At 62.9% G+C, this 12807-nt stretch carries 9 protein-coding genes; 7 read left to right on the top strand and 2 right to left on the bottom strand.

Annotated elements, in window-relative coordinates:
* The first annotated feature begins 610 nt into the window (after window positions 1-610).
* From U0O11_RS16390 to thiO, 3 genes are all read left to right on the top strand, one after another.
* Window positions 611-2785 carry a pilus assembly protein gene (locus U0O11_RS16390; RefSeq protein WP_279837329.1) on the top strand — a complete coding sequence of 725 codons (2175 nt, stop codon included), beginning with the start codon at window positions 611-613 and terminating at the stop codon, window positions 2783-2785.
* A gap of 184 nt (window positions 2786-2969) precedes the next feature.
* Window positions 2970-3425, top strand: coding sequence for a type IV pilin protein (locus tag U0O11_RS16385; protein ID WP_054556939.1), 456 nt, complete (start codon window positions 2970-2972; stop codon window positions 3423-3425).
* A gap of 151 nt (window positions 3426-3576) precedes the next feature.
* Window positions 3577-4722, top strand: a complete 1146-nt coding sequence (gene thiO / locus U0O11_RS16380; protein WP_279837328.1) for a glycine oxidase ThiO — start codon at window positions 3577-3579, stop codon at window positions 4720-4722.
* A gap of 49 nt (window positions 4723-4771) precedes the next feature.
* On the opposite strand, the gene U0O11_RS16375 is transcribed toward thiO, so the two are convergent.
* Window positions 4772-5035, bottom strand: a complete 264-nt coding sequence (locus U0O11_RS16375) for a PP0621 family protein (protein WP_043337174.1) — start codon at window positions 5033-5035, stop codon at window positions 4772-4774.
* A gap of 180 nt (window positions 5036-5215) precedes the next feature.
* Here U0O11_RS16375 and U0O11_RS16370 point away from each other — a divergent pair, with 180 nt between their 5' ends.
* Window positions 5216-6850 (top strand): NAD+ synthase, encoded by a 1635-nt coding sequence (locus U0O11_RS16370; RefSeq protein ID WP_043337176.1) that lies wholly within the window; start codon window positions 5216-5218, stop codon window positions 6848-6850.
* Between the two features lie 126 nt (window positions 6851-6976).
* Here the strand turns inward: U0O11_RS16370 and U0O11_RS16365 are convergent, their stop codons facing one another.
* On the bottom strand, window positions 6977-7780 hold the full coding sequence (locus U0O11_RS16365; protein ID WP_054556941.1) for an outer membrane protein assembly factor BamD: 804 nt from the start codon (window positions 7778-7780) through the stop codon (window positions 6977-6979).
* 94 nt (window positions 7781-7874) lie between these two features.
* Between U0O11_RS16365 and rluD the strand changes: the two genes are divergently transcribed.
* The 3 genes from rluD (at window position 7875) to clpB (ending at window position 12603) form a co-directional block, all read left to right on the top strand.
* On the top strand, window positions 7875-8828 hold the full coding sequence (gene rluD / locus U0O11_RS16360) for a 23S rRNA pseudouridine(1911/1915/1917) synthase RluD (RefSeq protein WP_054556942.1): 954 nt from the start codon (window positions 7875-7877) through the stop codon (window positions 8826-8828).
* 39 nt (window positions 8829-8867) lie between these two features.
* Window positions 8868-9644 (top strand): peptidoglycan editing factor PgeF, encoded by a 777-nt coding sequence (gene pgeF / locus U0O11_RS16355; protein WP_043337183.1) that lies wholly within the window; start codon window positions 8868-8870, stop codon window positions 9642-9644.
* A gap of 310 nt (window positions 9645-9954) precedes the next feature.
* Complete coding sequence (clpB, locus tag U0O11_RS16350; protein WP_279837326.1) at window positions 9955-12603, top strand: ATP-dependent chaperone ClpB; 2649 nt, start codon at window positions 9955-9957, stop codon at window positions 12601-12603.
* Window positions 12604-12807 lie beyond the last annotated feature (204 nt).

Here is a 12807-nt window from a genome sequence, read left to right as displayed (position 1 = left end):
GGGTGTCGGTAAGGCTGCTGCCTTGGAGTTGTTGGCAGGCACTAATTTTCGCACTGGCTTTTTGACTATCAATCCAGACTCTGTTACTGCCAAGCAAGCTGAAGTTGATGATATATATGATACATTGATAAGCGAGGTCATCAATTCTATCGGAACAATAGTCTCAATAATAACAAGCTCTGACAGTGGTAATGATCATCTGGATGAAGTGAAGGATGCTATCGTTGGCTCCAAAATCATACCGAATACTGAATACAATTATAATTCCTATCGTGGAACTCCACTGCGTGAGGCTCTTCATCGTGCCGGTAAATATTACCAGGGTGATTATAGGGGGCTCGGGGATTCCCCCATAATTTCTGCAGATGAAGGCGGTATGTGTCAGCAGAATTTCACTGTCCTCATAACCGATGGTTTCTGGAATTCCGAGGACTCTTCATACTCCACTGCGATTGAAAAAGATATTCGTGATGCCAATGGTGATGGTCGTACCTGGCGTCAAAGCAATGGCCGATCTGGTGGCGATGCCACCTTGGCGGATGTCGCTTATTATTATGCCAATATTGATTTACGCAAAAACCTTGGCAGTGGCACCTATGAAAAGCAGGTGATGACGACGTATACCGTCGCCTTTGGTGTGGACTCCGACAGTGATGAGTGGAGCAGCAAAAAGCGTGTCACCGAAAGCAGCTCCAGCACCATTGATGACCTGGAGCAGGCGGCGATCGATGGTGGGGGCTCCTACTTCAATGCCTCCAGCCCGACGGACCTCGTCTCGGCCCTGGCGGCGATCGCCTCCGAGATCGTCGCGGTGGGCAACAGTGTCAGCGGCCTCTCCACCAACCTGACGACGGCCAGTGTCGAGACGGATAGCCGACTGATCGAGAGCCGCTATTCCGCCTCGACCTGGACGGGCGATGTGGTGGCCTCGTCGGTACAGGAGGGCAAGGACGTTGAGGATGACGACCAGGTCTGGAGTGCTGCCACCCAGTTGAGTGAGGCATTGGAAGAGAAGGATGGTGTTGAGTCGCGTACGGTCTTCACCATGTCCGGCGGCAACGGAGTCAAGTTCACGACCGACAACGCGGGCCGCCTGAGCTCCAGCCAGCGCAATGATCTCGCGCGCATGGAGGTCGGCGGCAACTCCACCGATGACCACGTGGAGGCAGCGATCGAGTGGCTGCGGGGCAGCGATGAATACGAAGGCGATGGTCTGCGCAATCGCACTGGCGTTCAGCTGGGCGACATCATCGGCTCGTCGCCTGTCGTCGTGACTCAAGAAGACTCGACGACAGAGGGCAGTGTCTTCGTCGGGGCCAACGACGGCATGCTGCATGCTTTCGACCTCAAGACCGGTAACGAGCAGTTCGCCTATATTCCGGAACTGCTCTACAGCGAAGAGGACGACGCAGGGCTGGGGTATCTGACGGACCCGGGCTATCAGCATCGCTACTATGTCGACGGTGAACTGCGTCTGGCCAGCCTGAATGGTGAGGAGTGGCTGGTCTCCGGTCTCGCTGGCGGTGGGCGCGGCCTGTTCGCGCTCAATGTCACCAAGGCCGTGGCAGGCGAAGACTTCGATGAAGATGATGTGGTGCGCTGGGAATTCGGTGCCAGTGACGATGATGACATGGGGCATGTCTACGGCAGCGCGCATATCGTGTCACTGAACAACGGCGACAGCGCGGTGCTGGTCGGCAACGGGCTGGAAACGGTCGATGAGAACGCCGCGCCGACGTTGTTCGCGCTGGAGCTTGATGGAGTCAATGCCGGTGGCGTGATCGCCAAGCTGTCCCCCAGCGGGGTGACAGGCGGATTGGCAAACCTGCAGGTCGCGGACCTCGACAGCAATGGCACCGTCGATTTCGCCTATGGCGGAGACCTGCAGGGGCGACTGTGGAAGTTTGACCTCAGTGACGACGACAGCAGCAAGTGGAGTGTCACGCGCCTGTTCACGGCCTGTGCTACCAGCCTGACCGGCGGGGAGTGCCAGACGGACGCGCTGCAGCCGATCACCGTCAAGCCGACACTCAGTCGCTACTCCGGCGAGACGCACACCATGACCTCGCCCAATCTGCTGGTGTCCTTCGGGACCGGCCAGGACATGTACGCCGACGCCGAAGATGAAGCCTGGGTCACGCAGAGCCTCTACACCGTGCTGGATACCGGCGGCAGTCATACCGGCCTGACGCGCAGTGACCTTGAGGCACGCAACTTCGTCAGCGGCAGCTACACCAACGGCGAGCTGACAGGCCGGACCCTTGGCGGCGACAGCTTTGCCTACTATCCCAGCCAGCTCGAGGATCAAGACACGGATCGCTTCGGCTGGTATCTGGATCTGGATGCCTCCGAGCAGGAAGAGCTGGTCGAGCCGGCCAATCTGCTCTCCAATCTGGTGGTCTTCTCCACCAGCACGTCCAGTACCGGAACCAACTTCTGTGAAAGTACCGGCGGTGGCTGGCTGGTCGCGCTGGACACCGAGACAGGTCTGCCGACCTACGACGATAGCGAAGGCAGCTACGTGACCATCTTCGATTTCAATCAGGATGAGGCCTTCAGCGCTGATGACCTGGTCGGTACCCTCGTTGATGACACCGTCGCCGTCGGCAATGTCATCGTCAGCGTCAAGTTGAGCGGTACACCGACGTCCAGTGTCAGTGTCGGTGATACGGTCTACGTGGGCACCAGTTCGCTGGGCAGCGAGGAGGGCGGTGTCTCGTCCTATGATCTCAACGTGTCCAGCTCGACGGACACCGGCCGTGTCTCCTGGTATCAGCTGCGCTGAGCCCGCCTCGGACATGAGGCAAGGATGACACGCTGCGCCGCCACGCCTTCCCCGGGGTGGCGGCGCCTTGCCTTTCATCAGGGTTTACTTCCTTCAGGCAGGCTTGCTCGGTGCCTTTTGGCCGAGTCTTGCGCCCTGGTCTTTCACCCAAGCCCTTCATTCACGTTCTTCAAGGAAGCACTTCATGGCCAGTCTTCTCTCTTCCCGTTCGCGCCTCTCTCGGCGCCGGTACACCTCAGGCTTCACGCTGACGGAGATCATGATCGTGATCGTCATCGTCGGCATTCTCGCGGCGATCGCCTACCCGAGCTATCAGGACCAGGTGATCCGCTCGCGTCGTGCCGATGGGCAGGCGGCACTGATGTCATTGGCTCAAGCCCAGGAGCGCTACATGGCGCGTTGCGGTGGCTACGCGACCAGCATCGCCGGCGACAGTGATTGTGATGAGGAAGGACTGGGGCGTGCCACCGAGTCGCCGGAAGGCTATTACACCCTGAGCCTGGAGGATGGCGCCACGACCACGCGCTTCACGCTCATCGCGACCGCGGTGGCACCTCAAAGCGCCGATGCCGACTGCCCCGCGCTGACCCTCACCAATACCGGTGTCCGCGATACGACCGGCGATGGCGATTGCTGGTAGCCGTGAAGCGCTCGGCTCTGCACGATGCTGGAGACTCTGCTCAATGCTGGAGGCTCTGCGCAATGCTGGATTGCACGCGGCTCGCTTGCACCGCCTTGCGGGCGGCGTATTCTTGACCCCTTTCCCGGGCTGATGGCAGGAGCGAACAGGCGTGAATGACTTTGTGGTGGTAGGCGGTGGCGTGATCGGCATGCTGACCGCGCTGGAGCTGGCGGATGGTGGTGCCGAGGTCACGCTGGTCGAGCGAGGCCAGTGTGGGCGTGAGGCGTCATGGGCGGGCGGCGGTATCGTCTCGCCGTTGTATCCGTGGCGTTATAGCGCGCCGATCTCGCGCCTGTCTGCCTGGTCGGAAGGCTTCTACCCCACCTTGGCCGAGCGCCTGATCGAGACCACCGGCATCGACCCCGAATATCGCCAGCAGGGCCTGCTGTACCTGAATGTCGAGGACGCCGAGCAGGCACTGGCCTGGTCCCGGGAATATGCCAAGCCGCTGACGCGCGTGGACGCCGACTTCGTCTATGACAAGGCACCGGCGGTCGCGCCCGGTTGCGAGTCGGCGCTGTGGATGCCGACGCTTGGCAGCATCCGCAATCCGCGTCTGGGCAAGTCACTGCGTGCCGCGCTCGACGCTCACCCGCGCGTGCGCCTGCTGGAGAATGTCGCGGTGCAGGGCATTCTGCTGCAGGACGACACCGCCATCGGCGTACAGACCGCCAATTCGGTGCTGTCTGCCGGGCAGGTCGTGGTCTGCGGTGGTGCCTGGAGTCGTGAGATTCTGAGAGAGGCGGGGCTTGCGCTGCCGGTGCGGCCGGTACGCGGCCAGATGGTGCTGTTCAAGGCACCCAAGGGGCTGGTGGAGCGCGTGGTGCTCAAGAATGGACGCTACGTGATACCGCGGGGCGATGGTCGCATCGTGGCCGGCTCGACGCTGGAGGAGGTCGGCTTCGACAAGGCGACCACCGCCGAGGCACGCGAGTCACTGATCAAGAGCGCCTGCGAGATCATCCCCGCGCTGGCGGAGTGTGAGGTGGAGCACCACTGGGCGGGACTGCGCCCCGGTTCGCCGACCGGCACGCCCTTCATCGGCGCCGTGCCTGAACGCCGCCACCTGCACGTCAATGCCGGCCATTACCGCAATGGGCTGGTACTGGCGCCGGCCTCGACCCGCCTGCTGGCGGATCAACTGCTCGGGCGCACGCCGATCATCGACCCCGCGCCCTACCAGCCCGAGACTCTGCTGGCCGAGATCGCTGCGCTGGATGCGTCGTCAGATGCCGGCGAGACCCGCTGGGCCTGAGGGATTGGTTGCCGTCTTTCGCCATCGAGCATCTCGTCTCGGTGGCGAATCATTTGCGCGGTCCTTCGTCGAGGAAGTGCTGCTGGTGTTCCTGGCAGCAGAAGTGCAGCGCCTCATGGCGGATGGCGTCATTTTCCGGCAGATGCAGGTCGCAGTAGGCGCAGCGCACCATGTTCTGCGCCTCGCGTTCGGCGGGGCTGTCGTTGCCGTAGTCGTCCTGGCTCAGCTTCCATTGGCGATACATGCGGTAAAGGCGCAGGCCGGCCCAGAACAGGGCGACGAAAACCAGCAGACGGATGATCAACAGGCTCATTCCTATATGACTCCCAGATGAGGCGGCGCGCGTGGCTTTTGCCAGCGGCGCGACCTTGCGGGACAATGGCGGCCAACATGATGACAGGTGGGCCGGTGCACGGCTCAGTGATCTGAGCCAGATGTCTGGCCACAGTGTACTGGCCCCTTATCGAACCGCCAATCGAGAGATCCTTACCGCATGCAAGATCTGACTCTGGTGATGGCCCAGCTCGACCCGCTGGTCGGTGATATTCCCGGCAACACTGCGCGTGCCATCGAATCGGTGCGTGAAGCGAGTCTTGAGCACAAGGCCGATGTCGTAGTGCTGCCCGAGTTGTGTCTGACCGGCTACCCGCCGGAAGACCTGCTGCTGCGCGAGTCCATGGAATCCCGCCTCGAGGAGGCGCGCGCCCAGATGGCGAAGAAGGTCGCGCCCGGCGTGATGGTCATCGTCGGCTACCCCGGCATGCGTGACGGCAAGCGTTACAACCTGGCCGGCGTGCTCAAGGATGGTGAGTGGATCGCCGAATATGCCAAGCAGGCCTTGCCCAACTATCAGGTCTTCGATGAGCAGCGCTATTTCACGCCGGGCAGCGAGCCGTGTGTGGTCGAGTGTCGTGGTGCCCGTCTGGGCATCGTCATCTGCGAAGACCTGTGGGACGGCGCGCCGATCCGTCAGGCACGCGATGCCGGAGCCGAGATTCTCGTCAGCCTCAACGCCTCGCCCTACCACCTGGAGAAGCCGGCCGAGCGCAATCAGCTGTTCGCCGAGCGGGCAGCCGAGGTCAATTGCCCGCTGGTCTACGTCAATCAGATCGGCGGTCAGGATGAGCTGGTCTTCGATGGGGGCTCTGCCGCCATCGATGCCGACGGCAAGACCTGCGTGCAGGCGCCGTGGTGGGATGTCGGCCTGATGCCGGTGCAGTTCCTCAAGGCAGAGGGTGGCAACTGGGTGCCGCAGAGTGGCGAGATCGCCGAGCTGCTGTCGCCGGAGGAGTCACTCTACTGTGCGCTGGTCACCGGGCTGCGTGACTACGTCAACAAGAGCGGCTTCAAGGGTGTGGTGCTGGGGCTTTCCGGGGGCATCGATTCCGGCCTGTCGCTGGCCATCGCCGTCGATGCGCTGGGCGCGGACCGCGTGCACGCCGTGATGATGCCGTATCACTACACCGCGGACATCTCCAAGGAAGACGCCGCCGAGCAGGCCAGGCTGCTGGGCGTGAATTACGAGGTGATGCCCATCGCGCCGATGGTCGAGGCCTTCACCGAGACCCTGGCGGAGAGCTTCGCCGGCAGCGAGCGCGACACCACCGAGGAGAATCTGCAGTCGCGGTGCCGTGGCGTGCTGCTGATGGCCATCTCCAACAAGAAGGGCCTGATGGTGCTGACCACCGGCAACAAGAGCGAGATGGCGGTGGGTTACGCCACGCTCTACGGCGACATGGTCGGCGGCTACAACGCGCTCAAGGATGTCTACAAGAGCTGGGTGTTCCGTCTCGCCAACTGGCGCAACACCATGGGCCCGGCGATTCCGGAGCGCGTCATCACGCGCCCGCCGTCCGCCGAGCTCGCCGAAGACCAGCTCGACAGCGATTCGCTGCCGGACTACGACACCCTGGATGCGATTCTCACACACTACATCGAGGGTGACATGAGCGCCGAGGCGATCATCCGCTCAGGCTTTGAAGAAGAGGATGTCTATCGCGTGGTGCGTCTGGTCGACCGTACCGAGTACAAGCGTCGTCAGGCGCCGGTGGGTGTGCGTGTCACGCCGCGCGGCTTCGGGCGGGACCGTCGCTACCCGATCGTCAATGGCTGGGTAGCCGGCGAATGACGGATTGCGGATTCTTTGCGCAAGACGCTGAAAACGCCTGAATCCGACGATTCTGGCCATGCTGGCAGCACGAAAAAGCCCGTGATCGATGATCACGGGCTTTTCGATGGTGACGCCTGCCGGTCGTCAGACCGTCAGGTCGTCAGCCTTCACGTAACGCGGCTCGAAGGTGCGGCCATCCAGACGTTCGTTGTCCGGATCATTCTGGATCAGCACCTTGAGCGTCTCGCTGGCACGGTCACGCAGACCGAGGCCCAGATAGCCCTCGACCATCACGGCCAGCGCATCGCGGGTGGCAGGAGTGTTAGGGTAGTGCTCAATGACCCACTCGCCACGCTTCACGGCAGCCAGATAGGCCTGCTTGCGCAGGTAGAAATCGGCTGTCTGCAGCTCGCCGCGCGCCAGTACGTTGCGCAGATAGATGATGCGCTGACGGGAATCTGCCGCGTAGGTGCTGTTGGGGAAGCGACGTACCAGCTCACCGAAGTCGACGTAGGCATCGCGTGTCGCGCCCAGGTCACGCTTGGAAATATCGATCAGATCGAGGGATTCCAGGCTGAAACGACCCGCGCTGTACGCTGCCAGTCCACGCATGTAGTAGGCATAATCGACCTGCGGGTGATCGGGGTGCAGGCGAATGAAACGGCTGGCCGCGGCGCGTGCCGCCTCCCAGTTGTCGACCTGATAATAGGCGTAGATCAGCTCCAGCTGCGACTGTTCGGCGTAGCTGCCGAACGGGAAGCGAGTATCCAGGGCTTCAAGTTGTTGCACAGCGGAGTTGAAGCGGCTGGTATCCAGGGAAACCTGGGCCTGACGATACAGGTCCTGCTCCTGAAGATCCGGTGCCGGCTCGTTGGACGCACAGCCAGCCAGCAAGGTGCTGGCCAGGGCGAGGGCAGTCAAGGGAAGGGCGCGCATCGGTTTCCTCATCTCGGGCAATCCATGGCGGGCATGCTAGAATCCGCCGATCCGCACTCACTATAAAGCAAAGGCCCTTTCGTGCGAAACGGCCTCAGAGAGCAATATGGCAGACACCATCAACCGCGAAGAGCGGATCCCGGAGGCGATGATTGGCATGCGCCTTGATCAGGCCTGCGCCGAGATCTTCTCCGACTATTCCCGCGAGCGTCTCAAGCACTGGATCAAGACCGGTGCGCTGACCCTCGACGGTGCCGCCGTCAAACCCCGCGAGAAGGTCTATGGCGGTGAACGTCTGGCCCTGACCGCCGAGCTTGAAGAAGAAGTCAGCCACGAGCCGGAAGATATCGAGCTCGAGATCGTCTATGAAGACGACGACGTGCTGGTCATCAACAAGGAGCACGGCATGGTCGTGCACCCGGGCGCGGGTAACCACGATGGCACGCTGCTCAACGCCATCCTGCATCATTGTCCGGGCAATTCCATGATGCCGCGTGCCGGCATCGTGCACCGTCTCGACAAGGACACCAGCGGCCTGATGGTGGTGGCCAAGTCATTGACCGCCCAGGCGGACCTGGTCGAGCAGCTGCAGGCCCGTACCGTGTCGCGCGAGTATGATGCCGTCGTCACGGGCGTGCTGACCTCCGGTGCCACCGTGGATGCGCCCATCGGGCGTCACCCCAAGGACCGCAAGCGTCAGGCCGTCACTCACAGTGGCAAGCCGGCGGTCACCCACTTCCGCGTGGTGGAGCGTTTCCGGGGTCACACCCATATCCGCTGCAAGCTGGAAACCGGGCGTACCCACCAGATCCGCGTGCACATGGCGCACCAGCGCTATCCGCTGGTCGGAGACCCGGTCTACGGCGGGCGTCTGAAGCTGCCGCCGGGGGCCAGTGACCCGCTCAAGGAGCTGCTGCGTCAGTTCCCGCGTCAGGCACTGCATGCCCGTCGTCTCGCCTTCATCCACCCGATCACGGGCAAGGAAGTCGAATTCCGCGCCGAGATGCCGGGCGACATGCTGGTGCTGATCGACTATCTCAAGGAAGACATCGCTCGCTGAGGCGGCAGGCTCGCGCGACACGCCGCACAAGGAGAGGTTATGCACGACGAGAGTCTACGCCCGACCCTGATACTGCCGGACTGGCCCGCGCCGAGCCCGGTGCAGGCCTTCGTGACCACGCGTGAGAGCGGCCCCAGCCAGGGGCCGTATGCCGGCTTCAATCCGGCGCTGCATGTCGGCGATGACCCGGCGATGGTGGCGCAGGTGCGCGAGCTGCTCGCGGCGGAGGTCGATGACGGTCGTCCGCTGGCGTGGCTGGATCAGGTGCACGGCACTCAGGTGGTGGATGCCTTCGATGTCTGCCACGCCGAAGACCGCCCGGATGCCCCGCCACGGGCGGATGCCTGCATCAGTACCGGCACCGGGCAGGCCTGTGTGGTGATGACGGCGGACTGTCTGCCGGTGCTGTTCTGTGATCGGCAGGGCACGCGCGTCGGCGTGGCGCATGCGGGTTGGCGCGGGCTGGTCGAAGGCGTGCTGGAAGCCACCATCGAGCGTCTTGGCGATGACCCCGGCGAGCTGATGGCCTGGCTGGGCCCGGCGATCTCCAATGCGCAGTTCGAGGTCGGCCCCGAGGTGCGTGACGCCTTCATCGCGGACCTTCCCGAGGCCGATGACGCCTTCGAGGCCAGCCCCTACCGGCTCGGTCACTATATGGGTGATCTCTACAAGCTGGCACGCCTGCGTCTCGAGCGTGCCGGGGTCGGTCATGTCAGTGGCGGTCACTTCTGTACCGCCTCTGAATCACGCTTCTATTCACACCGGCGGGATGATGGCGTGACCGGACGCCTCGCCACGGTGATCTGGCTGCGCTGAGGCGCTGATCAGGAATCTCGGTCGGGGCGCTGGTCAGCGCATTCCGCAAGCTCGACATGCAGTACCCACAAACGCCCCGTTGACCTGATATCTCAGGTTGGCGGGGCGTTTCTGTGTGTGACAAAGCTGATGGCCGGCGGGGGCGGCGGGAATCTGACCTGGATCAGGCAAATGCCACAACATGCTGCAGCGCGGCGAATCCTGCCTTGAAAGCCGTGCGCCAGCCCCCATCTTGAGAGTCAGATACGAAATGTTACAGGCGAAGCTCCTGAGAAAAGGAGTACCGCCATGACTCTCAGGAGAAGGCACCATGCGCATCGACAAACTCACCAGCAAGCTGCAGAACGCTCTGGCGGATGCCCAGTCGCTCGCCGTCGGGCGAGGCCACAATGAAATTCACCCGCAGCATCTGCTACTGGCACTGCTGGAAGACCGCGATGGCGGCCTCAAGGCACTGGTCAACAAGGCGGGCGGCGATGCCACCAGTCTGATCAGCGGCCTCAAGCGCCAGCTGGATGACCTGCCGACCGTGTCCCAGTTCGACGGCAATGTCGCGCCCTCGCAGGCCCTTGGCAAGCTTCTGAATCTGGCCGATCGTGAAGCGCAGAAGCGCGGCGATCAATACATCGCCTCCGAGCTCGCGCTGCTGGCTGCGCTGGAGCTGGGTGGTGATCTCGGCAAGCTGTTCACCTCCTCGGGCATCAAGAAGCCCGCCCTGACCTCCGCCATCGATGCGCTGCGCGGTGGCGAAGCCGTGGGCGATGCCGATGCCGAGAACAATCGCGAGGCGCTCAACAAGTACACCCTGGATCTGACCGAGCGTGCGCGGGATGGCAAGCTCGACCCGGTGATCGGGCGTGACGAGGAAATTCGCCGAACGATCCAGGTGCTGCAGCGTCGCACCAAGAACAACCCGGTGCTGATCGGTGAGCCCGGCGTCGGCAAGACCGCCATCGTCGAAGGGCTGGCCAGCCGTATCGTCAATGGCGAGGTGCCGGAAGGCCTCAAGAACAAGCGCGTGCTGTCTCTCGACATGGGCTCGCTGCTGGCGGGGGCCAAGTTCCGCGGCGAATTCGAGGAGCGCCTCAAGTCGGTGCTGAAGGAGCTGGCGCAGGAAGAAGGCCAGGTCATCCTGTTCATCGACGAGCTGCACACCATGGTCGGCGCGGGCAAGGCTGAAGGCGCGATGGATGCCGGCAACATGCTCAAGCCGGCGCTGGCGCGTGGCGAGCTGCACTGTGTCGGTGCCACCACGCTTGACGAGTATCGTCAGTACATCGAGAAGGACGCCGCACTGGAGCGCCGCTTCCAGAAGGTGCAGGTCGATCAGCCCAGCGAGGAAGACACCATCGCCATCCTGCGTGGCCTGAAGGAGCGCTACGAGGTGCATCACGGGGTCGACATCACCGACAGCGCCATCATTGCCGCCGCGCGGTTGTCCTCGCGCTACATCACGGACCGTCAGCTGCCGGACAAGGCGATCGACCTGATCGATGAGGCCGCGTCACGTATCCGCATGGAACTGGATTCCAAGCCGGAGGAGATGGACCGTCTCGACCGCCGCCTGATCCAGCTCAAGATGGAGCGTGAAGCGCTCAAGAAGGAAACCGACGAGGCAGCGCTCAAGCGTCTCGGCGCGCTTGAGGACCAGATCTCGGAGCTGGAGCGGGAATACGCCGACCTCGATGAAGTCTGGAAGGCCGAGAAGTCCAGCATCCAGGGCGCGGCCCAGTTCAAGGCCGAGCTGGAGCAGGCGCGTATCGATCTGGAGCAGGCGCGCCGCGCCGGTGACCTCAGCCGCATGTCGGAATTGCAGTACGGCGTGATTCCGGGGCTCGAGAAGCAGATCAGCGAAGCCGGCGAAGGCGAGGCGGATACCTCCGCCCACGTGCTGCTGCGCTCCAATGTCACCGAGGAGGAGATTGCCGAGGTCGTCTCGCGCTGGACCGGCATTCCGGTCGCCAAGATGCTCGAAGGCGAGCGTGACAAGTTGCTGCGCATGGAAGAGGCGCTGCACGAGAAGGTGATCGGCCAGGACGAGGCGGTGATCGCGGTGTCCAATGCGGTGCGTCGCTCACGCGCTGGGCTGTCGGACCCGAATCGTCCCAACGGCTCCTTCCTGTTCCTCGGCCCGACCGGTGTCGGCAAGACGGAGCTCTGCAAGTCACTGGCCAACTTCCTGTTCGACACCGAAGAGGCGATGGTGCGCATCGACATGTCCGAGTTCATGGAGAAGCACTCCGTGGCCCGTTTGATCGGCGCGCCTCCCGGCTATGTCGGCTATGAAGAGGGCGGCTATCTGACCGAGGCCGTGCGCCGCAAGCCGTACTCCGTGCTGCTGCTCGACGAGGTCGAGAAGGCGCATCCGGATGTCTTCAACATCCTGCTGCAGGTGCTGGAAGATGGCCGCCTGACCGATGGTCAGGGGCGTACCGTCGACTTCCGCAACACCGTGATCGTGATGACCTCCAACCTGGGCTCGGAAATGATCCAGCGCATGAGCGGCCTCAATGGCGAGCTGGCGGAAGACGAGAGCAGCACGGAAGGTGCCGACGAGCGTGCCGAGCGCAAGGCGGCCTTCCAGTACGACGACATGAAGACGGCGGTGATGGAAGTCGTCGGCAATCACTTCCGCCCGGAGCTGATCAACCGCATCGATGAAGTGGTCGTGTTCCACGCGCTGGGACAGGCGCAGATCGCCTCCATCGCGGGCATCCAGCTGGAGCGTCTCAAGGCGCGTCTGGCCGAGCGCGATCTCGGCTTCGAGATCACCGACCCGGCGATGGCCTTGCTGGCCAAGGCCGGCTTCGATCCGGTCTATGGCGCTCGCCCGCTCAAGCGCGCCATCCAGAGCCGCATCGAGAATCCGCTGGCCCAGGCCCTGCTGGGCGGTGACTTCGTGCCCGGTGACGTCATCCGTGTCGGCGAAGAGGGCGGGGAGTTGACCTTCACGCGCTGATTCGCACGCCCGTAAGTGACGCCCCACCGTGACGGAAGCACGCCCTTCCGCTTGCGGTGGGGCGTTTTCGTGTCTGCCGCCTGGGCGCAAAAAGACAACCCGGCGTGAGGCAGGCTGAAATCCACGAAGCAGAAAATTGCGAATTTATCGCCATTGGTGAGGTTTTACGCACGCTTATGGCCGGATTCGTTGTTATCGGTGTGG

The organism is Cobetia sp. D5, assembly GCF_035666195.1.
In the GTDB taxonomy this organism is placed as follows: domain Bacteria; phylum Pseudomonadota; class Gammaproteobacteria; order Pseudomonadales; family Halomonadaceae; genus Cobetia; species Cobetia amphilecti.
Note: the sequence above shows the minus strand (reverse complement) of the source record. Positions and strands in the feature narration are given on the sequence as shown.